This window comes from Nocardiopsis sp. EMB25, from assembly GCF_026797795.1.
Classification (GTDB): domain Bacteria; phylum Actinomycetota; class Actinomycetes; order Streptosporangiales; family Streptosporangiaceae; genus Nocardiopsis; species Nocardiopsis lucentensis.
The window spans coordinates 1,082,469-1,104,413 of sequence record NZ_JAMTDN010000001.1; the positions used below are offsets into that span (position 1 = coordinate 1,082,469).

Consider the following 21,945-nt stretch of genomic DNA (forward strand, 5'->3'; position numbering starts at 1 on the left):
GCCATGAGAACATGTCCCACCGCGTGCGACGACGCGCGCTCCCACCCCCGCGCCGCGACCTCCGACGGCACCGCTGTACGGAGGTCCCGGCGATGACCGACACCAGCGCCCAGAACGGCCCCGCCCACAGCGGTGACGGCGCCGATGTCCCGGCCACGCCCCCGATGAAGGCGGTCGTGATGGCGGGCGGCGAGGGCACCCGCCTGCGCCCCATGACGGCCAACCAGCCCAAACCCCTCCTGCCGGTGGTCAACAAGCCCATCATGGAGCACGTCCTCCGGCTGCTGCGCAAACACGGCTTCACCGAGACGGTGGTGACCGTCCAGTTCCTGGCCACCCTCATCCGCAACCACTTCGGGGACGGTGAGGAGCTGGGAATGAAGCTCCACTACGTCGCCGAGGAGGTCCCCCTCGGAACCGCGGGCAGCGTCAAGAACGCCGAGGAGTACCTGCGCGGCGAACCGTTCATCGTCATCTCCGGCGACGCGCTGACCGACATCGACCTCACCGACATGGTGCGCTTCCACAAGGAGCGCGGAGCCAAGGTCACCATCGCCCTCAAACGGGTCCCCAACCCTCTGGAGTTCGGGATCATCATCGTGGACGAGCAGGGCCGTATCCAGCGGTTCCTGGAGAAACCCACGTGGGGCCAGGTCTTCTCCGACACCGTCAACACCGGCATCTACATCATGGAGCCTGAGGTCCTCGAGCGCGTCGCCGACGGCGAGGTCGTGGACTGGTCCGGTGACGTCTTCCCCGAACTACTCAAGGAGGGCGAGCCCCTCTACGGGTACGTCGCCGACGGCTACTGGGAGGACGTCGGCACCCACGAGAGCTACCTCAGCGCCCAGGCCGACGTGCTCTCGGGCCGCGTCGCCGTGGACATCGACGGTTTCGAGGTGTCGCCGGGCGTGTGGGTCGGAGAGGGCGCGCAGGTCGACCCGAACGCCGTCCTCAAGGGCCCGCTGTACATCGGTGACTACGCCAAGGTCGAAGCCGGGGCGGAGCTGCGCGAGTACACCGTCGTCGGCAGCAACGCCGTGGTGCGCTCCGACGCCTTCTGCCACCGAACGGTCCTGCACGACAACGTGTTCATCGGGCGCGGCGCCAACCTGCGCGGCACCGTGATCGGGAAGAACACCGACGTCATGGCCGCCGCCCGGATCGAGGAGGGCGCGGTCGTGGGCGAGGACTGCGTCATCGAGTCCGAGGCCTACGTGCACAACGACGTCAAGGTCTACCCCTTCAAGACCATCGAGGCCGGTGCGGTGGTCAGCAGCAACGTCGTGTGGGAGTCGCGCGGGCAGCGCTCGCTGTTCGGGCCGCGCGGGGTCTCCGGCCTCATCAACGTCGAGATCACCCCCGAACTGGCGGTGCGGCTGGCCAACGCCTACGCGACCACGCTGAAGAAGGGCGCGATCGTCACCACCTCCCGCGACGTCTCGCGGGCCGCGCGCACTCTCAAACGTGCGGTGATCAGCGCGCTGACGGCGGCCGCGATCGACGTGCGCGACCTGGAGGTCGTGCCGCTTCCGGTGGCGCGCTTCCACACGTCCCAGAGCGGGGTCAGCGGCGGCATCCACCTGCGCACGAGCCCCGGGGACCCGGAATCGGTGGACATCCTCTTCCTCGACGGCCAGGGCGCCGACCTGTCGCCGGCCTCGCAGCGCAAGCTGGACCGGGTCTTCTCCCGGGCGGAGTACCGTCGGGCCTTCCCCGGGGAGATCGGCGAGCTGACCTTCCCCTCGCGCGGCGTGGAGAACTACTCGCACGACCTGCTGCGCGCCGTGGACACCAGCGGTGTGGCCGAGGCCGAGCTCAAGGTCGTGGTCGACTGCGCGGGCGGGACGGGGTCGCTCATCCTGCCGTCCCTGCTGGGGCGGATCGGGGTGGACGTGCTCACGGTGAACAACCGGCTGGACGAGGCCTCGCCGACCGACACCGCGGCCAAGCGGATGCGCGACCTGGAGCGGCTGGGCGAACTCGTGGCCAGCTCCGGGGCCGACTTCGGTGTCCGGTTCGATCCGGTGGCCGAGCGGCTGGCCATCGTGGACGAGAACGGTGAGCTGGTCGACGGCGACCGGGCGCTGCTGGTCGTGCTGGACCTGGTCGCCGCCGAGCGCGGCGGCGGCACGGTGGCGCTGCCGGTCACCACCACCCGGGTGGCCGAGCGGGTGGCCAGCGCGCACGGGGTCTCGGTGCGGTGGACGGCCACGGCCACCGACGAGCTGACCAAGGCGGTCAGGTCGGGTGAGGAGGAGATCGTCTTCGCCGGGGACGGCCGTGGCGGGTTCGTCATCCCCGAGTTCAGCCCCACCAGCGACGGCATCGCCGCCTTCGTGCGGCTGCTGGGCCTGGTGGCGCGCACCCGGCGCTCCGTGGGCCAGATCGACCGCGCCATTCCGCAGGCGCACCTGCTCCGCCGCTCGGTGCCCACCCCCTGGGCGGTCAAGGGCAGCGTCATGCGGGCCGTGGTGGAGGCCGCCGGAGACCGGGAGCTGGACACCACCGACGGGGTCCGGGTCCTGGAAGCCGACGGCAGTTGGGCGCTCGTCCTGCCCGACACCGCCGAGGCCGTGACCCATCTTTGGGCCGAAGGTCCCGACCCCGACACCGCGCACCGCCTGCTGGACGAGTGGGCGGCCGTCGTGGAACGGGCCGAGGGCTGACCTGCTGCCATGCGGGTGGGGGCGAAGCTTCGCCCCCACCCGCATGGCGCGTTCAGTCAGGGGACACCTTTCCCACCCCAGCGCGAGAGTTCCCGTTAAACTGGACATAACGGCAGGTCATCGCGGTGGTGGAAAGTTCCCGCGAATCCGTTTGGCTCAGCTGCGAACCAATCCGCCCCGCACGGCATCTGCACCAGAGCAGGTGTCCATCTCGACGGGGGCGGGCATCGGCGGAGACGGTGCCTCAGGTGTCGGGTCCGTCGTCCCCTCCGCCGCGGGCGGGTCCGGGCGCCCACGGCAGGCCGAGGTGGAGCAAAACCCTTCCTGGACAGGGATATGGTTTAAAGTCGAGTGTTCCCTGACGCACCGCGTCACCACCGGGCGGGTACCCCAGCGACGGCGGAGCCGGGCCGGGGGTGACAAGGAGTACAACATGGGGGATGAGACCAAGCGACCGACCGTGTGAGGCGCACCGCTGCCTGACAGCGGGCTGTCTCGCCACGCTCCGGGCGGTGTGCGGGTGAGCAACCCGTACGGTGCCCGGGACGTGTCACCGATCAGCCGAATCAAGCACCGCCCCGTGCGGTAGGAGGCCGAGCCGACCTATGTCGAGCGTTTACTGCACGCAGTGCGGTCACGCCGTTGCGGATGATGCCCGTTTCTGCTCCTACTGTGGGACCCCCGTCCGCAGGCCCCAGCAGCAGACCCCACAACCTGGTGCGCGTGGGGACTCCGCCGGCGATGTCACGTCCACCATCTCGATCTCCGGGATCCAGGCCCTCGAGGAGGAGGAGTCGGCCGGTGACGAGTTGGCGGCCGACGACCCGGCCAACGCCGATTCCCTTCCTTCGGGCACGGCGCTGCTCGTGGTCAAGCGCGGCCCCAACGCCGGAAGCCGGTTCCTGTTGGACAGCGACGTGACGACCGCGGGGCGTCATCCCAACAGCGATATCTTCCTCGACGACGTGACCGTTTCACGCAGGCACGTCGAGTTCTTCCGCCGCGGCGACGGTTTCGGAGTCCGGGACGTGGGGAGCCTGAACGGTACCTATGTGAACCGCGAACCCGTCGACGAGGCCGCCCTGGGCGGCGGGGACGAGATCCAGATCGGCAAGTTCCGCATGGTCTTGCTGACCAAACCGCGCCGCTGACCGGCACGGTGGCCACGGGGAGGTGGGGCTGGAGCCGGAGACCCTCGGTCGAGGGCGGTGGCCTCACCTTTCCGCGGAGCGGGAGACGGTGGGGGTGGGGCTGGCGCCGGAGACTCCCGGTCGAGGGTGGTAGCCTCCCCCCGCGAAGCGGCCACCAAGGCGATGGCGGGAGGGCCGAGCAGGTTTGCGGGCCCCCGCCTCCGGACAGCTTTGTAACGAAGGGTGCCGATTTCGCCCTCGGGTCCTGATCCAACGGGGGAGCAGGGACGAGCGCCCATCCGGCATGACGACTCGTGGGACGGAGCCGCTGTGAAGCACATGGAGGTCGTCGGCGTCCGGGTTGAGATGCCCTCGAACCAGCCGATTGTCCTGCTCAAGGAATCCGACGGAGACCGCTACCTCCCCATTTGGATCGGCGGGGTGGAGGCCACGGCGATCGCACTCGCGCAGCAGGGGGTGGCGCCCGCACGGCCGCTGACCCACGACCTGTTCCGGGATGTGCTGGAGGCACTCGACACCGGGCTGCAGACGGTGAACATCACCGGTCTGAGCGACGGGATCTTCTACGCCGAACTGGTGTTCAGCAACGGTGTGGAGGTCAGCGCGCGGCCTTCCGACTCGATCGCGCTCGCACTGCGGACCGGCACGCCGATCTACGCCCACGAGGACGTGATCGACGAGGCCGGGATGCCGATCCCCGACGAGCAGGAGGACCAGGTCGAGGCGTTCCGGGAGTTCCTGGACAACATCTCGCCCGAGGATTTCGGCCGGCGCGCCGAGTAGCGTCTCCCGGGAGTCGCGCGGCGGGGTGGCCCCCGCCGTGTCCTTGACGTGTGCCCGGGTAGGACGCCCACGCGAAAACACGGCTGTGACCTGCGGGTTCGTCGCGGTCGTCACTGATAGATTGGGTTATCGGGTCAGGGGAGGGGGACTGTGGTGGCCACGGCCGGGGCCTTGGGGCGCCCTCGGGTCGGACCCGGTGCGGATCCGGGGCCCGCGCGACGCGCGCACTTGGCGACGCGCCGCGTGCCTTCGTTGACGCTGTCGGTCGGTCGTCCTACGGTCGGTGCAGTGGAACCCGCGGCGCACCCTTTCCCTGAGTGGACATCCCCTGTCGACACCGCCGTGGGACGAGGAGCCGGAGGTCGGCGTGGCGGTAGCGGGCGGCAAGCGGGAGACCCATGACAGGCGGTCCGCGCTGCGGCTAGCGGGGCAGCAGGGCCTACTGTGCGAAGAGGACGTGGTGGCGCTGCCGATGGACGTCGGGTACAGGGGCCCAGCGGCGTGTACCGCCGCAGGGATCACCTACCGTCAGCTCGACTACTGGGCCAGAACCGGCCTGGTCGAACCGAGTGTGCGCGCCGGAGCCAACAACGCCCCCCTGTACAGCCTCCCCGACATCCTGTTGCTGAAGGTCGCCAAGCGCCTTCTGGACACGGGGATCTCCCTCCAACAGATTCGCAACGCCGTCGATCATCTGCGTGGCAGGCCCGCCCCCGATCTGGCCAGCATCACGCTGATGAGCGACGGCGTCAGTGTCTACGAGTGCACCTCGCCCGACGAGGTCGTCGACCTCATGCAGCGCGGGCAGGGCATGTTCGGACTGGCCCTGGGCAACGTGTGGCGCGAACTGGAGGAGGCGCTGGGCGTGGTCCCGGCCGAGGAGCGCGCCGACCTGCCCACCGCCCCGCCGCAGCCGGTGGATGAGCTGGCGCGCCGCCGCCGGGAGCGCCGCACGGGCTGAGCGGCCCCGCGGCGGAACCGGACTCGCGCCACGGACGTCGGACCCGCGGCGAGGCATCCGGGTCGTGGGGGACGCGTGGCACGGAACGGGCTGCGCGACGGGGAACGCGAGCCGGGCGGAGGGGCCGTGGGGCTGCCGACGGGATCGGCCGGTCCGTCGTGGTCGGGGGCGCCCTCGTACTCACCGACCGGTGGCTCCCGTTCGAACCGGCCGTGTTCGCCTTCGCCGGGCGGTCGGGAACACCTGCGGTTGAGGGGCCTGTGGACCGGGGGTCCAGTGGGGGCCGCCGGACACGCGAGACCCTGGCTCGGCTCCCGGCGCGGCTATCGAGTACCGTTTGGTCACAGCAGGGATGAAAACCGACATTCGCCCTGTCCGTACATTCACACACAGCGTCAACAGGCCGTCAATACCACGCGGGAGAGACCCCGACAGGGGCGCCGACGGGGCAATACTCCCCAGTAACCTCTCAGGCACCACGGACCGCGTGGAGGAGGCCGCTCTGAAGCCGGGCCGCGTCATGCCCGGTGACAGAGGGGGAGACCGTGAGGAACGCGCCGACCCGCTCGGCCCTGTCATCAGGAGGTCTCCGTGCCTGACCAGTCCACGCCAGACCCGACGCCGCACACGCCCGGCACCCCCGCGCGGGTCTTCGCCGACCGCCACATCGGGCCCACCCCCGCCGAAACCGCGGAGATGCTCAAGACCGTCGGCTACGGCTCCACCGCCGAGCTCATGGCCGCCGCCGTCCCCGAGTCCATCCTCACCGGTCCGGGTCGCAGCGCGCCGCTCGACCTGCCCGAGGCGCTCGGTGAGGCCGAGGCCCTCGCCGAGCTGCGCGACCTGGCCGACCGCAACCAGGTGCGCACCTCGCTGATCGGCCTGGGGTACTACGACACCGTCACGCCGCCGGTCATCCTGCGCAACATCATGGAGAACCCGGCCTGGTACACGGCCTACACGCCCTACCAGCCCGAGATCTCCCAGGGCCGCCTGGAGGCCCTGCTCAACTTCCAGACCATGGTCTGCGACCTGACCGGCCTGCCCGTCTCCGGCGCCTCCCTGCTGGACGAGGCCACGGCCGCCGCCGAGGCCATGACGCTGGCCCGGCGCGCCTCCAAGAGCAAGGCGGACGTCTTCGTCGTCGACTCCGACGTCTTCCCCCAGACCCTCGACGTGCTGCGCACCCGCGCCGAGCCCCTGGGCATCGAGGTCGTCGTCGCCGACCTGTCCCGGGGCCTGCCCGACGGTGACGCCTTCGGCGTCCTGGTGCAGTACCCGGCCGCCAGCGGTGTCGTGCGCGACCCGGGCGAGATCGTCGCCGCCGCCCACGAGCGGGGCGCGCTCGCGGTCGTTGCGGCCGACATCCTCGCGCTCACCCTGCTGCGCAGCCCCGGTGACCTGGGCGCCGACATCGCGGTGGGTTCCACCCAGCGCTTCGGCGTCCCCCTCGGCTTCGGCGGTCCGCACGCCGGGTACATGGCGGTCGGTGAGAAGCTGCGCCGCCAGCTGCCCGGCCGCCTGGTCGGTGTCTCGGTGGACGAGTCGGGCCGCCCCGCCTACCGACTCGCACTCCAGACCCGCGAGCAGCACATCCGGCGGGAGAAGGCCACGAGCAACATCTGCACCGCCCAGGTGCTGCTCGCCGTCATGGCCGGGATGTACGCCGTCTACCACGGGCCCGACGGTCTGCGCGCCATCGCCCGCCAGGTGCACACCCGCGCCGCCGCGCTCGCCGACGGCCTCACCGAGCGCGGCTTCGAGGTCGTGCACGGCGCCTTCTTCGACACCCTGCGCGTGCGCGTGCCCAGCTCCGCCGCCGTCGTCGAGCGCGCCCTGGCGGCCGGGTACAACCTCCTGGCCGTCGACCAGACCACGGTCGGCGTCTCGGTGGACGAGACCACCACCCCGGCCGACCTGGAAAGGGTGCTGGAAGCCTTCGGCGAGTTCGAGCGCGGCTCCTCCCGCGCCGGGCTGGCCGTCGACGAGAGCGCCGACCGGGTGCCCTCCGACCTGCGCCGGGGGGTGGACTACCTCACCCACCAGGTGTTCAACACCCACCGCAGCGAGACCTCCCTGCTGCGCTACATGCGCCGCCTGTCCGACCGCGACCTGGCTCTGGACCGCACGATGATCCCGCTGGGCTCGTGCACCATGAAGCTCAACGCCACCGCCGAGATGGAGGCCGTCACCTGGCCCGAGTTCGCGCGCCTACACCCCTTCGCGCCGCTGGACCAGGCGTCGGGCAGTGTGGCGCTGGTCCGCGACCTGGAGGCCTGGCTGGCCGAGGTGACCGGCTACGACGCGGTCTCCCTCCAGCCCAACGCCGGGTCCCAGGGTGAGCTCGCCGGTCTGCTGGCGATCCGCGGCTACCACCGCTCCCGGGGCGAGGCCCACCGCGACGTGTGCCTCATCCCCAGCTCCGCACACGGCACCAACGCCGCCAGCGCCGTCATGGCCGGGATGCGTGTGGCCGTCGTGACCTGCGACTCCCATGGCAACATCGACCTGGACGACCTGCGCGCCAAGACCGAGAAGCACGCCGAGGACCTGGCGGCCATCATGGTCACCTACCCCTCCACCCACGGCGTGTACGAGGACACCGTCACCGAGGTGTGCCGCCTGGTCCACGAGGCGGGCGGCCAGGTGTACGTGGACGGGGCCAACCTCAACGCGCTGCTGGGCTGGGCCAAGCCCGGTGAGTTCGGGGCCGACGTCAGCCACCTGAACCTGCACAAGACCTTCTGCATCCCGCACGGCGGCGGCGGTCCCGGCGTCGGTCCGGTCGCGGTCCGCTCCCACCTGGCCGGTTTCCTGCCCAACCACCCGGGACAGCCCGAGGCGGGGCCGCACACGGGGGTGGGCCCGGTCTCGGCCGCGCCGTTCGGGTCGGCGGGCATCCTGCCGATCTCCTGGGCCTACATCAGGATGATGGGGGAGGACGGTCTGCGCGCGGCCACCGAGACCGCGGTGCTGTCGGCGAACTACCTGGCCAAGCGCCTGGAGTCGCATTACCCGGTGCTCTACACCGGTGCCAACGGCCTGGTGGCGCACGAGTGCATCATCGACATCCGCCCGCTCCAGAGGACCAGCGGGATCAGCAACGAGGACGTCGCCAAGCGGCTCATGGACTACGGGTTCCACGCGCCGACGATGTCGTTCCCGGTGGCGGGCACCCTGATGGTGGAGCCCACCGAGAGCGAGAACCTCGCCGAGCTGGAGCGGTTCGTGGAGGCGATGATCGCCATCCGCGGGGAGATCGACCGCGTGGCTTCGGGGGAGTGGGGCGCCGATGACAACCCGCTGCGGGGCGCCCCGCACACCGCCGAGGCGTTGACCGCCGACACGTGGGAGCGCGGCTACAGCCGGTCGGAGGCGGCCTACCCGCTGCCGTCGCTGCGCCAGGACAAGTACTGGCCGCCGGTCGGTCGGATCGACCAGGCCTACGGCGACCGCAACCTGGTCTGCTCCTGCCCGCCGCCGGAGGCGTTCGAGCTCTGATCCTGGCCCGAGCCAGGGGGCGCCGACTCCGTGTCGGCGCCCTTTTTCGGACATGTCGGAAATCTACGCCGTAAAGGTGGCGCCCAGTGGTGCCACGCGAAAGGAGGAGAAGCTCGAAACCCCGGCCGCTCCGGCGTTCGGTTCCGTCCGGGCCGCCCATCCCGCGCGTTACAGTGGCGGCGACACCGATGGTGCCCACCCCGCCGAGTGACCACCGACGCCCCCATGGAAAGCGGACCCCGCATGACCACCACGTCCGGTTCCCCCGCACACCCCGGTCCCGACGAACCCCCGGTGGACGGCCCCCGGCCGCAGGACCCTCTCGCCGTCGACCCGGCCGACGCCCAGGCGACGGACGCCCCCTCCGCGCACGACGCCCCAGGCCTGTGCGAGCAGGCCCGAGACCTCGCGGAGAACGGTCACCTCAAACAGGCCGCCAAGCTCTACCAACAGGCCGTGGCCGCCAATCCGCCGCCCGCCGTGCAGGCCCGCGCCCTCCTCGGCCTGGCCGTGGTGGAGGACCAGCGGGGCGATCTGCCCGCCGCCCGCGACGCCGCACGCCGTGCCCTGGCCACGGGCGACACCCGCCACGCCCCGCGCGCCGCCTACCACCTGGCCCTGTCCCTGGAACAGGAGGGCGCGTGGGAGGAGGCCGCACGCGTCTGGCGGCGCCTGTTGGAGCTGGGCGGGCCCGCCTACACCGCCGTCGCCCACTACGGTCTGGCCCGTGACGCCGAGGAACGGGGCGAGACCGACCGGGCCGAGGCGCACTGGGAGGCCGCGCTCGACCTTCCGGCCGACCCGGGGTCGCTGGGCCCCCTGCACTCGGACACCGTCGTCGAGGCCGCGCGCGACCTGGCCGGACGGCTGCTGGAGCGGGGGCGGCCTGAAGCCGCCAAGGCCGCGGTGGAACGAGGGCTGGCGGTCGCCGACACCCCGGAGCTGCGGCTGCTGCGCGCCGCGGCCCACCTGGAGCACGCCATCGCCGATCTGGGATCGGTGGTCGCTCCGGAGCCGGACGCCGACGGGGCCGCGCGGACGGAGCCGGCGACCTCCGGCGCCGCCGTCGAACTTTTGGCGGGGCTGCTCGCCCTGCGCGGGGAACCGGACGCGGCCGAGCGCGTCTGGCGGTCCGGCCTGGCGGCCCGTGACCCCGAGGCCGCCGAGCAGGTGCGCCGCCGTACGCGGCGGGGGTTCGCGTCCGCCCCCGAGGAGGACGCGAACGGGGTCGCGGCGCTCCCGTGGTGGGAACCCTATCTGGAGGAGGCGGCGGTCACCTCCAGCACACCGGTGCTGGCGGGGGAGCTGTTCGCGGTCGTGACCCGGATGCACGCGCTGCTCGCCGTCCCCCTGGTGGAGGGCGAGGCCCGCCCCTCCGCACTGCGGACCGTCATGGAGCAGGCCCTGCGTACGCCGGGTGACACGGTGTGGGGGGCCGATGTGCACGCCGACTTCCGGCGTCGACTGCACGAGGCGATGGGGGAGGACCCGCTGCCCGAGGGGTGGCCGGAGCACGGGCCGGGCGACGGTTTCTGAACGGGCCGGCGAGAGCCCCGGGGCGGGAGTTTCCGGGGTCAGGCCGCCACGTGGACGACATCGGGGCGGTGCGGGGCGACGGACTGGCCGCCGGGCAGCAGCTCTCCGGTGTCCTCGAACAGGACGACACCGTTGCAGAGCAGGCTCCACCCCTGCTCGGGGTGGCTGGCGATCACTCGCGCCGCCTCACGGTCGGTGTCCTCGTAGGACGGGCAGGCGGGTTCGTGGCTGCACGTGAACATGGAAGGCCTTTCGGTCCAGAACGCTCGGCGTTGAGCTGACGCCAAGAGTAGTGGCTGACATCACATGTTGCTGCGGTTTGAGGCGAAACCTTCTCGCCTCTGTGCTCTGACTGTGAGATACCCGCTGGTGGCGTGGAAGTTCTGGCCGACTGTGGACAGATTCGGTGCGGGCGCGCCGCCGGGGTGGCGCACATCGCTCAGTACCCTCCGCGCGTCCTGCGGGCCGCGGGGCGGCCACGCATGCCCGCTCCGGCCAGACCGCCGTGCTGGAAGGCTCGGACGAGTTCGCCGCCGAGGTTGACCCCGGCGCCCAGGGCGAGGCCGACCATGACCGCCTCGACGATGCTGAGCAGTCCCGAGACCACCGTCCCCTGGGTGATCTGGATCAGCCCCCGGTACAGGATGCTGCCGGGCAGCAGGGGGGCGATGGAGGGGATGAGGTAGGGCAGGACCGGTCTGCGGGTACGCCGGGCGAGCCAGTGGCCGAAGACGCCCACGGCGATCGCGCCCGCGACGGTGCCCACGACCGGGGGGACCTCCAGGGTGGCGCGCAGACCGGCGTAGATCACCCAGATCAGCACGCCCAGGACGCCGATCGGGGGGAGCAGCTGTGGTGGGACCGCCAGGGAGATCGCGAAGGCCATCGCGATCCCCGCGGCGCCGAGGAGCACCGGGACCTCCAGGGAGGTGCCCGCCGAGGGCAGTGAGTCGAGGTTGACGTGTACGCCCAGGCGGATGGCGGTGTAGGCGACCGCGGCCACGCCGGACACGATCGCGCCCAGGATGAAGAAGGTCTCCAGGAGCCGGGCGGCCGCGGACACGTAGAAGCCGCTGATTCCGTCCTGGAGGCTGGACACCAGGGGACGTCCGGGGAGCAGGGCCATGATGTTCCCGGTGATGATGGCGCTGGCCTGGAGGCCGAGGTCCATCTCGGAGCTGATCCACAAGAGCCCGAGGCCGATGGTGGCGGCCACCACGGCGGCGGCCGCCATCTGGTAGAACTCGGCGACGCCGCGCCGGGCCAGGAAGACGGCGGTGCGGTCGCCCAGGACGGTGGCGAGGAAGGCCGCGGCCGCCACGATGACGCCGCCGCCCATCATCACACTGGCGCTGGAGGCGATGAGGCCGAAGCCGACCGCGATCATCCAGTTGGGGTAGGGCATGCGGGCGCGGCGGATCCGGTCGAGGCGGGTGGCGGCCTCCTCCAGGTCCAGCAGGCCGAGCGCGGCCTCCTGCACGAGGGTGTGCAGTTCGCCGACGCGGAAGTAGTCGAGGGTGCGCCGGCGGACGACGCGTTCACCGGTGACGGGCGGCTGGTCGCCTCCGGGGTGGGTGGAGAGGGTGATCGTGGTGAAGGTGACCGACACCTCCGCTCGTGGCAGGTCGAAGGCGACGGACAGGCTGAGCATGGCCTCGCTGACGGCCTCGGTGCCCTCGCCGCTGGCGAGCATGAGCTCGCCGACGCGCAGCACGGTGTCGATGGCCCGTGCGTCGGGGAGCTGGTCCTCCTCATCCAGGCCGTCGGGGGTGAGCTCACGCTCGTGGGCCGCCCGCCAGTCGCGCATCCTGCTCAGCAGGCGGTCCTCACTGGGTGCCACGGGCCGCTCTCGTTTGCTGGGCATGTCAGTCCTCCCCTCGCGTTCCGCCTGGTCCCGTCGTGGCCGGCGTGTCGTTCCAACGCACAGGAGACGCCGTCGTGCGGTTCGGGGTTCGCCTGGTCGGATGGTGCGCGCCGGTGAGGTCGGTCACCGGATCATCCTTCCAGGACGCGGGGGCCGCTGACAGCGACGCGCCGCGTCCCGCCGGTGCTCAGCGGGGTGGTTCGGGTTCTCCGGGGCGGACCAGGCCGGTCTCGTAGGCGTGGACGACCGCCTGGACGCGGTCGCGCAGCCCCAGTTTGGTGAGGAGGTTGCGTACGTGGGACTTCACGGTGGTCTCGCCCAGGAACAGGTGGGCGGCGATCTCGGCGTTGGACCAGCCGCGGGCGACCAGGCGCAGGACCTCGTGTTCGCGGGCGGTGAGGGGGTCGTCGGGGGCGGGTGTGGTGCCGGGGGCGGTGGGAAGGTGGGGCGCCCAGCGGCGCAGGAGCCGGTCGAGGACGGTGGGGGTGATGACGGCACCGCCGTCGGCCACGACGTCGACGGCCGCGAGGAGTTCGGCGGGCGGGGCGTCCTTGAGCAGGAATCCGGCGGCGCCCGCGCGCAGGACGCCGACGGCGTACTCGTCGAGGTCGAAGGTGGTCAGGGCCAGGACGCGCACGCCGTGTCCGTGCCGTCCGGCCCACTCGGTGATCCGGCCGGTGGCCTCGATGCCGTCCATACCGGGCATGCGCACGTCCATGAGGACGACGTCGGGGAGGAGCCGGCGGGTGGCGTCGACGGCCTCGCGGCCGTCGGAGGCCTCACCCACGACGGAGAGGTGGCCGGCGGATTCCAGGATCATCCGGAAGCCGGAGCGCACGAGCGGTTGGTCGTCGACGAGCAGCACTGAGACGGGCACGGGCTTGATTGTGCCTTAGACGGGGTGATGGCGGTGCCCGAGGCGACTACCGCCTAGCGGGTGGGCAGGGGTGGTGGGGTTCCGCCGAACTCGGGGCAGATCGCCTGGTGTTCGCACCAGCCGCAGAGTTTGCTGCGCTTGGGTTGCCACACGCCGGTGCGTCCGGCCTCCTCGATCCGCTCCCAGATGTGGCCGATCTCCGCCTCGGCGGCGCGGAGTTCGTCCTCGGTGGGGTCGTACCAGCGGACGGCGCCGTCGCCGCCGAGGTAGACGAGCTGGAGTCGGGCGGGGACGACGCCGAGGTCGCGCCAGATCATGACGGCGTAGAAGAAGATCTGGAAGCGGGCCTTGTCCTCGAAGCGGGGGTGGGGTGACTTGCCGGTCTTGTAGTCGACGATCCTGATCTGTCCGCCCGGGGCGACGTCGAGGCGGTCGACGTAGCCGCGCAGGCGTAGGCCGGTGGGCAGGGCGACGTCCAGGCGCATCTCGCGGTCGCGGGGTTCGAGGGTGGTGGGGTTCTCCAGGTCGAAGTAACGGGTGACGAGTGCGCGGGCGGACTCCAGCCAGGCGTCGCGTTCGGTGTCGTCGGCGAAGAGGTCCTCGACCTCGGGCCGTTTGGTGCGCAGCTGTTCCCACTGGGGGTCGACGAGGCCGACGGCGGTGCGGGGGGTGCGGGTCTCGGCGGGGAGCTCGTAGAGGCGTTCCAGGCAGGCGTGGACCAGGGTGCCGCGCAGGGCCGCGGAACTGGGGGGCTCGGGGAGTTTGTCGATGGTCCGGAACCGGAACAGCAGCGGGCACTGGAGGAAGTCGGAGGCTCGCGAGGGGGAGAGGGCGGATGGGAGCGGCGCGGTGGTCATGGGATCGAGCCTATGAGAGGGGCGGGGGCCTTGGGGCGGGTGTGAGCGACCTCCGCGGCCGGTACGCCTAGTCTGGGTGCGTGACCAATGGCAGTGACGATTCCAGGCCCGGATCCGGCGGGCGTTCGACGAGGCCGGGGCTCCTGCTCGGCCGTCCCTTCGGTATCCCGGTGTACGTGACCTCCTCGTGGGTGATCGTGGCGGTGTTGATCACGCTGGTCTACGGCGGGATCGTGCAGAACCGGTTGGCGTTGGGCCCGACGGCGTACCTGTTGGCGTTCGTGTTCGCGATCCTGTTGTACGCCTCGGTGTTGGTGCACGAGTTGGCGCATTCGGTGGTGGCCCGGGGGTTCGGGCTGCCCGTGCGGCGCATCGTGTTGTACGTGTTGGGCGGGGTCTCGGAGATCGAGCGTGAGGCGCCCACGCCGGGGCGGGAGTTCTGGATCGCTTTCGCCGGGCCGCTGTTGTCGCTGGTGTTGGCGGCGGGGGCGTATGTGTTGGCGTCGGTGGCCGATCCGTTCAGTGTGACGGGGGAGCTGCTGTTCCAGCTGTGGGTGGCGAACCTGTTGGTGGGGGTGTTCAACCTGTTGCCGGGGCTGCCGTTGGACGGTGGGCGGCTGCTGAGGGCGGGCGTGTGGAAGGTGACGGGGCGGGCGTTCACGGGCAGTGTGGTGGCGGCGTGGGGCGGCCGGGTGCTGGCCCTGGTGGTCGTGGCCCTGCCGTTCCTGTTCGCGTGGTCGGCTGGCGGGCGGCCCAGCCCGTGGGCGATCGTGTGGGGCCTGGTGTTGGGCGGTTTCATGTGGATGGGGTCGACGGAGGCGCTGTCGAGTGCCCGGGTGCGTGAGCGGGTTCCGGGGCTGCGGGCGCGGGGGTTGGCGCGGCCCGCGGTGACGGTGGTGGCGGACACGCCGCTGGCGGAGGCCGAGCGTCGGGCGGGGGAGTCGGGCGCTGAGGCGATCGTGGTGGTGGATGCCGGGGGTGTTCCGGTGTCGGTCGTGCATCCGGCGGCTGCCGAGGCGATCGGGGAGGGGCGCCGGGCGTGGGTGCCGGTGTCGAGTGTGTCGCGGGCGCTGACGCGGCATTCGGTGGTGTCGGCGGAGTTGGAGGGTGAGGAGCTCCTCGGCGTTTTGACGAGTCATCCGTTGCCCGAGTACCTGGTGGTGGGTGAGGACGGGGGCGTGTTCGGGGTGTTGCGGTCCGTGGACGTCAACGCGGCGATGACGGGTGACGACTGAGGTTTCGGCCGGGGGCTGGGGCCGTGGGTCCTGTCCTTCGGGGCGGCCACCCGCGGGGGTTCGGCGTCCGGGCGCCGCGGGGTTCTGTACGGCGGGGTGCGCCGCTGGTGGGGAACGGGTGACAGGCGCGGCGGGGGAGGAGGGATCCCTGCCCTCGGGGCGCTCGGACACGGGCCGAAGCGACACGGAAGGCCCAGAGCGAACACGGTTCGGGCGCCGGCGGGGTTCTGGTGGAGGGGGCCGTGCCGCAGGCGTCCGCTGAGGGCGGTGGCGGGCGACGGAGTGGGCGGCGCCGCGCGGAGACGAAGCGGCGGGCCCGCAACGGGCATGGCCTAGCGGTGGGCGCCCTGGGGCCACAGGACGGACACGGGGCGGAAGCGTTCGCGGGCGTAGGCGACGACGTCGGCCGTGCCTCCGGGGCCGCGGGCGGGTTGGCCGTCCCAGACGGCGATGAGTTGGTCGCAGCGGTCGACCAGCGCCCTGCCCGCCGCCATGTGCGCCTGGGGGGTGGAGGCGGCGTTGGGGAGGGTGTGGACGAGGACGGCCTGTCCGAGGAGACGGTCGTAGGCGCTGTGGTGTTCGGCGGGCAGGGCCGCACGGTAGTCGCGGGCGGGGACGATCACCTCCAGGGGGGCGCCCGAGGCGATGACGGCTTCGGCGAAGAGGGTGTCGGCGCCGTCGGCCAGGCAGGACACCCCGGTCATCGTGCAGCCGTGGGGTTCCAGGTGGGTGGTGATGAGGTCGGCGACGCGTTCGCTGACGTCGGGGGGCAGTGCGCGGTGTCCGGTGATGCCGATGCGGATCACGAAACCTCCCTACTGGTCGTTGTGCGCCTATCTACCCAGTGGCGGACAGGTCGGTCATGAGTGAGGCGAGTCGGTCGTCGAGGGCGTCGACGCAGTTCGCGTGGGGGCCCCGGTAGCGGCGTCGGAAGGAGCGGACGCGGCCGATGACGCGTTCGGAGTTGAAGCGCACGCCTGTGGTGAGCGCGTCCTGGGCGAGCCGGAAGGCCTCGTCGACGTCTCCGGCCTCGGCGTGGGCGGAGGCGAGTTCGACCTGGAGGACGGCGGACTGTTTGGCGCTGGGTGAGGTGGGGCCGAAGGCTTCGGCGAAGGCGGCGCGGGCGTTGTGCGGTTGGCGCAGGCGTACGCCGACCAGGGCGCGGTAGCCGGCGACCTTGGCCTCGTCGAAGGCGAACACCCAGGGCCAGGGCGGGTCGCTGTTGCCGGGGCGGGCGACTTCGCGGTCGGCCTGGCCGAGGGAGTGGACGGCGGCGTGGGCGTCGCCGGTGCCCGCGTGGGCGAGGGCGGCCACGCAGTTGAGCCAGGCGCGGGCGGTGGGGTGTGCGGCGGGTCCGAGGACGTGTTCGGCTTCGCGGACGAGTCCGAGGCCGAGTTCGGGGTCTTCGGCGGTGTCGATCTCGAAGGCGGCGAGTGAGCCGAGCATGTAGACGTCGAGCAGGCGCATGCCCGCCTGGCGGGCGCGGACGACGGCGGTGCGGTAGTGCATGCGTGCGGAGCCCATGTCGCCTTGGTCGGCGTGGAGCCATCCGGCGAATCCGCGGGCTTCGCTGGCGGCGGCGCTGAGTTCGGTGAAGAAGGGTGTACCGCGCGAGTTCGTGAGCATGTGCTCGGACAGATGCACGTGCGCCACCGCGCTGGGCAGGAGGTGGCGGGCGGAGGAGGTGGCGTCCATGCGGCGCTGTCCGCCGGTGATCGACCGCAGCGCGGGGGCGGTGGTCTCGTTGACGGCGTGCTCCTCGCCGTTGCGGACCGGGGGGTGGGGCACGGTCGTGATGAGGGCGCTGGCGGCGACCGCGCGTCCGAAGTCGCGGCGTTTCGTACCGTCCACTCCCTTCGGTGCGGGGCCGTCCCGTGGCGGGGTGCCGGTGAAGCGGATCAGGTGCAGGGGGATCGCCAGTCGGCGGGCGAGGTCCTGGACCTGGGTGACGGTGAGGGCCTGTTGGCCGTTGATCACGCGTGAGACCCAGCTTTGGGAGTAGTCGACCGCGCGGGCGAGGTCGCCCTGTGACCATCCGCGTGCTTCGCGCACGCCCTCGATGACCGTCGCCATGTCGCAGGTGGCCAGTGCGGCCGCGATGCGCGGTCGGGTCCACAGGTCCGGTGGGAGATCGCCGTCTGGTTGGGGCATGAGCCTAGGTTAGGGATTCGTGTGGTGCTCGGGGGCTATGTGCGAGAAAGAAAGGGGCATGCGGGATACGCATAGGCGCGCTCGGTGACTCTCCGGATACGGCAGAGTGGCAGGGGTTGCCGGTGGACGCCGGAGTACCTGGGAGGGAGGCCCTGTGACCGTTGAGACCCCATCGGCGGGTAGCCCGAGTCTGGCCGCGTACGGGCGCGGGGGAGATGTCGGACCCGAGTGCGTCGGGTCTGCCGGAGTCGCTCCGACACCCGAGGCGGGCGGTCGGGTGGACCCGGCCTGTCGTGCTTTGCGCGGGTTGGCCGCGGAGTTGCGTTCGCGGGGGGTGGAGGTTCGTGAGGACGGGGTGTTCGGCTCCGTTGACGCGGGTCCGGCCTCGCGTCCGCAGCGCGCGTTGCTGCGCCCGCATCGCGGCGGCCTGTGGTGGTGGATGCGCTGGCCCCTCCAGGAGGGGGTGTCGTCGGCGCTGGCGGGCGTTCCGCTCTCGCCGGTCACCTGTACTTCCGAGGCCGCGCGGCGGATCGCGGGCGCGCTGGCGGCGTCGGTGGGCGAACCCTGAACACGCGCGGGGGTCGTTCCCCGCGCTTTTGCGGGCGTGTGCCGTGTCCACGCCCGGTGAGCGGGTGGGGTCTGGGCTTCCCCGAAACCCAGTCTCCCTCTGCACGGGGCTCTGTCCTGCCCTGCCCGCTCGCCCCGTACGGCCTGAGAAGGCCGGGGCGCTCCCCCGGCTCACCGCCCCTCCGTCCCTTTCGGTGAGTTGAGTTTCCCGGCTCCGGTGCCTGGTCGTCGACCGGGCACCGGCTGGTCGTCGGTGTCGGGGCGCTTTCTGTGGACGCCGCTCGTCGCGCGGCGGGGGAGGTGTTCGCGGGACGCGCCCTCAGGGCCGGTGCGGACGACGCGTCCTCGTGCGGCGCGGTAGACGCCGGGGGTCACGCCGTAGTAGCGGGTGAACCACCGGGTCAGGTGGCTCTGGTCGGCGAAGCCCGCGTGTGCGGCGGCTTCGGCCAGGGGCGCTCCGGCGGTGATGAGCGTCCGGGCCCTTCTGAGCCGGAGCTGGCGTCGGTAGTCGCCGGGGGCCATGCCCTCCACGGCGCGGAAGGCGCGGTGGACGGTGTGGCGGCTGCGTCCGACCGCGTCGGCCAGGTCGTCGGAGTCCAGGTCCTCGGTGAGGCGTTCGTGCAGGATCGAACGGACGTGCCGGGCCACCCGGCGGGCGTCGTGGCTGGAGACCGGGGTCGTCGGTGACGGGGTCGCTGCTCCGCCTCGAACCATCGAGAGCACGGCGGAGTGGAGGGCCTCGTCGGTGTCCAGGCGGGGTGCGCCGCTGGTGAGGACGGTGTGGAGGCGGCGTAGCGTCGCGGCCAGGTCTGGGGCGTCCACCACGGGTTTGGGAAAGAGGGGGAGCGCCCCGGGGGCGCCGGTGGCGTCGGAGAGCACCGAGCGCACCAGGTCGGGGCCGATGTGGATGATGCGGTAGGTGAATCCCGGTTCGGCGCCCGCGTGTCCGTCGTGGGGCTCGTCGGGGTTGAGGGCGAGGACCATCCCGGGTGTGCTGGTGTGCGCGCCGCCTCGGCAGTGGAAGGCCTGCAGGCCTGATTCGGTCACGCCGAAGGAGTAGGTGTCGTGGCTGTGGCGGTGGTAGGCGTGGCTGGTGAAGTGGGCGTGCATGGCCTCCAGCGGCCGGTTGGGGGAACGCCAGTAGCGGGTCCAGTCCTCGTTCACGGGTCCATTGTTCCTCAGGGGCACGCGCGCCGTAGGCCTCTGTCGGGGAGTGGCCCGTCTGCGGGCCGCCCCTTCGCGGCGCGCACGAGCGTTCAAGACCGCCGCCCCCTCCGCCCGGGATGGTCGGGGCATGCGTTTCGACACCAAGATCGCCGTGGCCGTCCGGGAGGACCTGGCCGTGTGGCAGAAGCTCAACGTGACCGCGTTCCTCAGCAGCGGGGTCGCCGGCGCTCACCGGGAGGTGGTGGGGGAGCCGTACGAGGACGCCTCGGGACGGACCTACCTGCCGATGTTCCGTGAGCCGGTCATGGTCTTCACCGCCGACTCCCCCGCGTTGGCGCGCACGCTCGACCGGGCGCGTTCGCGGGACCTGGCCACGGCCCTGTACACGGACGGGTTGTTCAAGACGGGCAACGACGACGACAACCGGGCGGCGGTGCGCGCGGTGCCCACGGAGGGGCTGGATCTGGTGGGTGTGGCCGTCTACGGTCCCCGCCGGGCGGTGGACAAGGTGGTCAAGGGGTTGCGGTTGCATCCGTGACCGCGTGTCCCGGGCCGTGCGGGTGCGCCGCGCGGCCCGGGGCGGGGGAGGGTCAGGACGCGTCGTGCTCGTCGGCGGCGGCCAGGGCGGCGCCGACGATCCCCGCCGTGTTCAGCAGGGCGGCGGGGACGGCGGGGGTGCGGATGTCCAGCAGGGGGAGGAACCGGTCGGCCTTGCGGCTCACCCCGCCGCCGACCACGATGAGGTCCGGCCACAGCAGGTCCTCGACCACCCGGTAGTAGCGGTTGAGCCGCTGGTGCGCCCACTCCTCGTAGGTCAGACCGTCGCGTTTGCGCGCGGCTGAGGAGGCGCGGGTCTCGGCGTCGTGGCCGTCGACCTCGAGGTGGCCGAACTCGGTGTTGGGCACCAGGCGGCCGTCGACCACCAGGGCGGTGCCGATCCCGGTGCCCAGTGTGGTGAGGAGGACGACGCCGGGTACGTCCTTGGCGGCGCCGAAGCGGGTCTCGGCGACGGCGGCGGCGTCGGCGTCGTTGAGGACCCGGACCGGGCGGCCCGTGGCCTCGGTGAACAGGGCTCGGGCGTCGGTGTCGATCCAGGCGTCGTCGAGGTTGGCCGCGGTGCGGATGACGCCGTTCTGGACGATGCCGGGGAAGGTGACGCCGAGGGGCCCGTCGGCGGCCTCGGGGAAGTGGGCGGCGATCTGCCCCACCACTTCGGCCATCTGCTCTGGTGTGTGGTGCTCGGGTGTGGAGAACTTCAGGCGTTCGGCGGTGAACTCCCCCGTCGTCAGGTCGACGGGTGCGCCCTTGATGCCGCTGCCGCCGATGTCGATTCCCAAGCCGATCGGCTGTGCCATGTGCTGTGGTCTTTCGTGGTGTCGTGTTCGTGCGCGGTCACTGGTCTGGACCAGTGAAGCAGATGCTGTCCTTTCCGGCGCGCAGGGGAACCCCGGCGGCGGCGTGGTTCGGCGTGGTCGGGTCGGTGCCGGGGTGCCGATACGCTGGGCGACTGCCCGACCAAACGCGACGTGGGAAGACGAGAGCGACGTTGACCGGTATCCATGGCCGCCGCGGCCCCTTCACCGACGGCGACACCGTGCAGCTGACCGACCCCAAGGGTCGTATGCACACGATCACGCTGACCGAGGGTGGCGCCTTCCACTCGCACAAGGGCAAGGTCGACCACGCCGACCTCATCGGGCGGCCCGAGGGCAGTGTGGTGCGCTCCAACACCGGTACGGCGTACGTGGCGTTGCGTCCGCTGCTGATCGACTACACGCTGTCGATGAAGCGCGGGGCGACGATCGTCTACCCCAAGGACGCCGCGCAGGTGCTGGTGGAGGCGGACATCTTCCCGGGCGCCCGTGTGGTGGAGGCCGGGGCCGGTTCGGGCGCCATGTCGAACTGGTTGCTGCGCGCGGTCGGTGAGCACGGGATGGTGCACTCCTACGAGCGTCGTGCCGACTTCGCCGAGATCGCTCGTAAGAACGTCGAACGCTTCCACGGCGGGCCGCACCCGGCGTGGCGGCTGACCGTCGGCGATCTGGTCGAGTCGTTGGACGAGACGGACGTGGACCGGGTCTTCCTGGACATGTTGGCGCCGTGGGAGTGCCTGGACGCGGTGGCGGGGGCGCTGATCCCGGGTGGTCTGGTGTGCTGCTACGTGGCCACCACCACGCAGTTGTCGCGGGTGGTGGAGGAGCTGCGTGAGGACGCCCGGTTCTACGAGCCGCGGTCGTGGGAGACCATGCTGCGCACCTGGCATGTGGAGGGTCTGGCGGTGCGTCCGGACCACCGGATGATCGGCCACACCGGGTTCCTGGTGACGGCGCGGCGCCTGGCCGACGGCGCGGAGGCGCCCGAGCGGCGCCGCCGTCCGGCCAAGGGCGCCTACGGCAAGGACTACGAGGCGGCCCGCGCGGCCGGGCGGGCGCCCGCGGCGGGGTCCGCTGACACGGCGGGGTCGGCCGACACGCGGGAGGCCGGGGAGCCGGCGCGGGACTGAGCGCGGCGGCGCCGTTCGGCGGTGGCCGGGCGGCGCCGGGTTCGTCACGGGCCCGTCGGCGCGTCCAGGGGGCGCGCGGGCGGGCCCGTTCGCGTGTGGAGGGGGTCCGGCGGCCCCTGCGGC

Annotated in this window: 18 protein-coding genes and 1 riboswitch; of the genes, 10 read left to right on the forward strand and 8 right to left on the reverse strand. The window is 71.9% G+C overall.

All coding sequences use genetic code 11. The annotated features are described in order from the left end of the window. Positions 1-164: 164 nt before the first annotated feature. The 6 genes from KIK06_RS04700 (at position 165) to KIK06_RS04725 (ending at position 10,601) form a co-directional block, all read left to right on the forward strand. The gene (locus KIK06_RS04700; protein WP_268645849.1) at positions 165-2,669 is read left to right on the forward strand and encodes a mannose-1-phosphate guanyltransferase; all 2,505 of its coding nucleotides are present in this window, start codon (positions 165-167) and stop codon (positions 2,667-2,669) included. A 605-nt stretch (positions 2,670-3,274) separates the two neighbouring features. Beyond that, positions 3,275-3,820, forward strand: a complete 546-nt coding sequence (locus tag KIK06_RS04705) for an FHA domain-containing protein (protein ID WP_026127383.1) — start codon at positions 3,275-3,277, stop codon at positions 3,818-3,820. A gap of 309 nt (positions 3,821-4,129) precedes the next feature. Next, on the forward strand, positions 4,130-4,603 hold the full coding sequence (locus KIK06_RS04710; protein ID WP_017597412.1) for a bifunctional nuclease family protein: 474 nt from the start codon (positions 4,130-4,132) through the stop codon (positions 4,601-4,603). Positions 4,604-5,075: 472 nt separating this feature from the next. Continuing rightward, the gene (locus KIK06_RS04715) at positions 5,076-5,564 is read left to right on the forward strand and encodes a MerR family transcriptional regulator (protein ID WP_268645851.1); all 489 of its coding nucleotides are present in this window, start codon (positions 5,076-5,078) and stop codon (positions 5,562-5,564) included. Between the two features lie 407 nt (positions 5,565-5,971). Then, positions 5,972-6,060: riboswitch (glycine riboswitch) on the forward strand. Between the two features lie 200 nt (positions 6,061-6,260). After that, positions 6,261-9,065 (forward strand): aminomethyl-transferring glycine dehydrogenase, encoded by a 2,805-nt coding sequence (gene gcvP / locus KIK06_RS04720; protein ID WP_442789818.1) that lies wholly within the window; start codon positions 6,261-6,263, stop codon positions 9,063-9,065. 243 nt (positions 9,066-9,308) lie between these two features. Continuing rightward, a complete protein-coding gene (locus KIK06_RS04725; RefSeq protein WP_268642071.1) occupies positions 9,309-10,601 on the forward strand; it encodes a tetratricopeptide repeat protein in 1,293 nt (430 codons plus the stop codon). 38 nt (positions 10,602-10,639) lie between these two features. Here the strand turns inward: KIK06_RS04725 and KIK06_RS04730 are convergent, their stop codons facing one another. From KIK06_RS04730 to KIK06_RS04745, 4 genes are all read right to left on the reverse strand, one after another. After that, complete coding sequence (locus KIK06_RS04730; RefSeq protein WP_017597416.1) at positions 10,640-10,843, reverse strand: DUF5999 family protein; 204 nt, start codon at positions 10,841-10,843, stop codon at positions 10,640-10,642. A gap of 197 nt (positions 10,844-11,040) precedes the next feature. Further along, positions 11,041-12,465 carry a threonine/serine ThrE exporter family protein gene (locus tag KIK06_RS04735; protein WP_241479562.1) on the reverse strand — a complete coding sequence of 475 codons (1,425 nt, stop codon included), beginning with the start codon at positions 12,463-12,465 and terminating at the stop codon, positions 11,041-11,043. Between the two features lie 187 nt (positions 12,466-12,652). Continuing rightward, positions 12,653-13,342 (reverse strand): response regulator, encoded by a 690-nt coding sequence (locus KIK06_RS04740; RefSeq protein WP_026127387.1) that lies wholly within the window; start codon positions 13,340-13,342, stop codon positions 12,653-12,655. Positions 13,343-13,395: 53 nt separating this feature from the next. Further along, on the reverse strand, positions 13,396-14,199 hold the full coding sequence (locus KIK06_RS04745; RefSeq protein ID WP_017597419.1) for a RecB family exonuclease: 804 nt from the start codon (positions 14,197-14,199) through the stop codon (positions 13,396-13,398). 80 nt (positions 14,200-14,279) lie between these two features. Between KIK06_RS04745 and KIK06_RS04750 the strand changes: the two genes are divergently transcribed. Then, positions 14,280-15,434, forward strand: a complete 1,155-nt coding sequence (locus KIK06_RS04750) for a site-2 protease family protein (RefSeq protein WP_083924066.1) — start codon at positions 14,280-14,282, stop codon at positions 15,432-15,434. 332 nt (positions 15,435-15,766) lie between these two features. Here KIK06_RS04750 and KIK06_RS04755 read toward each other — a convergent pair whose 3' ends face one another. Next, on the reverse strand, positions 15,767-16,240 hold the full coding sequence (locus KIK06_RS04755) for a hypothetical protein (RefSeq protein ID WP_017597421.1): 474 nt from the start codon (positions 16,238-16,240) through the stop codon (positions 15,767-15,769). A 31-nt stretch (positions 16,241-16,271) separates the two neighbouring features. Beyond that, entirely contained in the window at positions 16,272-17,585 is a 1,314-nt protein-coding gene (locus KIK06_RS04760) for a helix-turn-helix domain-containing protein (protein ID WP_268642072.1), read from the reverse strand. 355 nt (positions 17,586-17,940) lie between these two features. On the opposite strand from KIK06_RS04760, the gene KIK06_RS04765 reads away from it, so the two are divergent. Next, entirely contained in the window at positions 17,941-18,153 is a 213-nt protein-coding gene (locus tag KIK06_RS04765; protein WP_338045317.1) for a hypothetical protein, read from the forward strand. A 170-nt stretch (positions 18,154-18,323) separates the two neighbouring features. Here KIK06_RS04765 and KIK06_RS04770 read toward each other — a convergent pair whose 3' ends face one another. After that, positions 18,324-19,316, reverse strand: coding sequence for an AraC family ligand binding domain-containing protein (locus KIK06_RS04770; protein ID WP_268642074.1), 993 nt, complete (start codon positions 19,314-19,316; stop codon positions 18,324-18,326). A gap of 130 nt (positions 19,317-19,446) precedes the next feature. Between KIK06_RS04770 and KIK06_RS04775 the strand changes: the two genes are divergently transcribed. Then, positions 19,447-19,857 carry a DUF2000 domain-containing protein gene (locus tag KIK06_RS04775; protein ID WP_017597425.1) on the forward strand — a complete coding sequence of 137 codons (411 nt, stop codon included), beginning with the start codon at positions 19,447-19,449 and terminating at the stop codon, positions 19,855-19,857. Positions 19,858-19,909: 52 nt separating this feature from the next. Here the strand turns inward: KIK06_RS04775 and ppgK are convergent, their stop codons facing one another. Beyond that, positions 19,910-20,674 (reverse strand): polyphosphate--glucose phosphotransferase, encoded by a 765-nt coding sequence (ppgK, locus tag KIK06_RS04780; RefSeq protein ID WP_268642075.1) that lies wholly within the window; start codon positions 20,672-20,674, stop codon positions 19,910-19,912. 191 nt (positions 20,675-20,865) lie between these two features. Between ppgK and KIK06_RS04785 the strand changes: the two genes are divergently transcribed. Continuing rightward, entirely contained in the window at positions 20,866-21,822 is a 957-nt protein-coding gene (locus KIK06_RS04785; RefSeq protein WP_268642076.1) for a tRNA (adenine-N1)-methyltransferase, read from the forward strand. Positions 21,823-21,945 lie beyond the last annotated feature (123 nt).

Coding starts and splice junctions, on each gene's coding strand:
- KIK06_RS04725 (WP_268642071.1), top strand. CDS start 9,309: ATGACCACCACGTCCGGTTCCCCCGCACACCCCGGTCCCGACGAACCC.
- KIK06_RS04760 (WP_268642072.1), bottom strand. CDS start 17,585: ATGCCCCAACCAGACGGCGATCTCCCACCGGACCTGTGGACCCGACCG.
- KIK06_RS04730 (WP_017597416.1), bottom strand. CDS start 10,843: ATGTTCACGTGCAGCCACGAACCCGCCTGCCCGTCCTACGAGGACACC.
- KIK06_RS04705 (WP_026127383.1), top strand. CDS start 3,275: ATGTCGAGCGTTTACTGCACGCAGTGCGGTCACGCCGTTGCGGATGAT.
- KIK06_RS04715 (WP_268645851.1), top strand. CDS start 5,076: ATGGACGTCGGGTACAGGGGCCCAGCGGCGTGTACCGCCGCAGGGATC.
- gcvP (WP_442789818.1), top strand. CDS start 6,261: ATGCTCAAGACCGTCGGCTACGGCTCCACCGCCGAGCTCATGGCCGCC.
- KIK06_RS04700 (WP_268645849.1), top strand. CDS start 165: ATGAAGGCGGTCGTGATGGCGGGCGGCGAGGGCACCCGCCTGCGCCCC.
- KIK06_RS04745 (WP_017597419.1), bottom strand. CDS start 14,199: ATGACCACCGCGCCGCTCCCATCCGCCCTCTCCCCCTCGCGAGCCTCC.
- ppgK (WP_268642075.1), bottom strand. CDS start 20,674: ATGGCACAGCCGATCGGCTTGGGAATCGACATCGGCGGCAGCGGCATC.
- KIK06_RS04775 (WP_017597425.1), top strand. CDS start 19,447: ATGCGTTTCGACACCAAGATCGCCGTGGCCGTCCGGGAGGACCTGGCC.
- KIK06_RS04735 (WP_241479562.1), bottom strand. CDS start 12,465: ATGCCCAGCAAACGAGAGCGGCCCGTGGCACCCAGTGAGGACCGCCTG.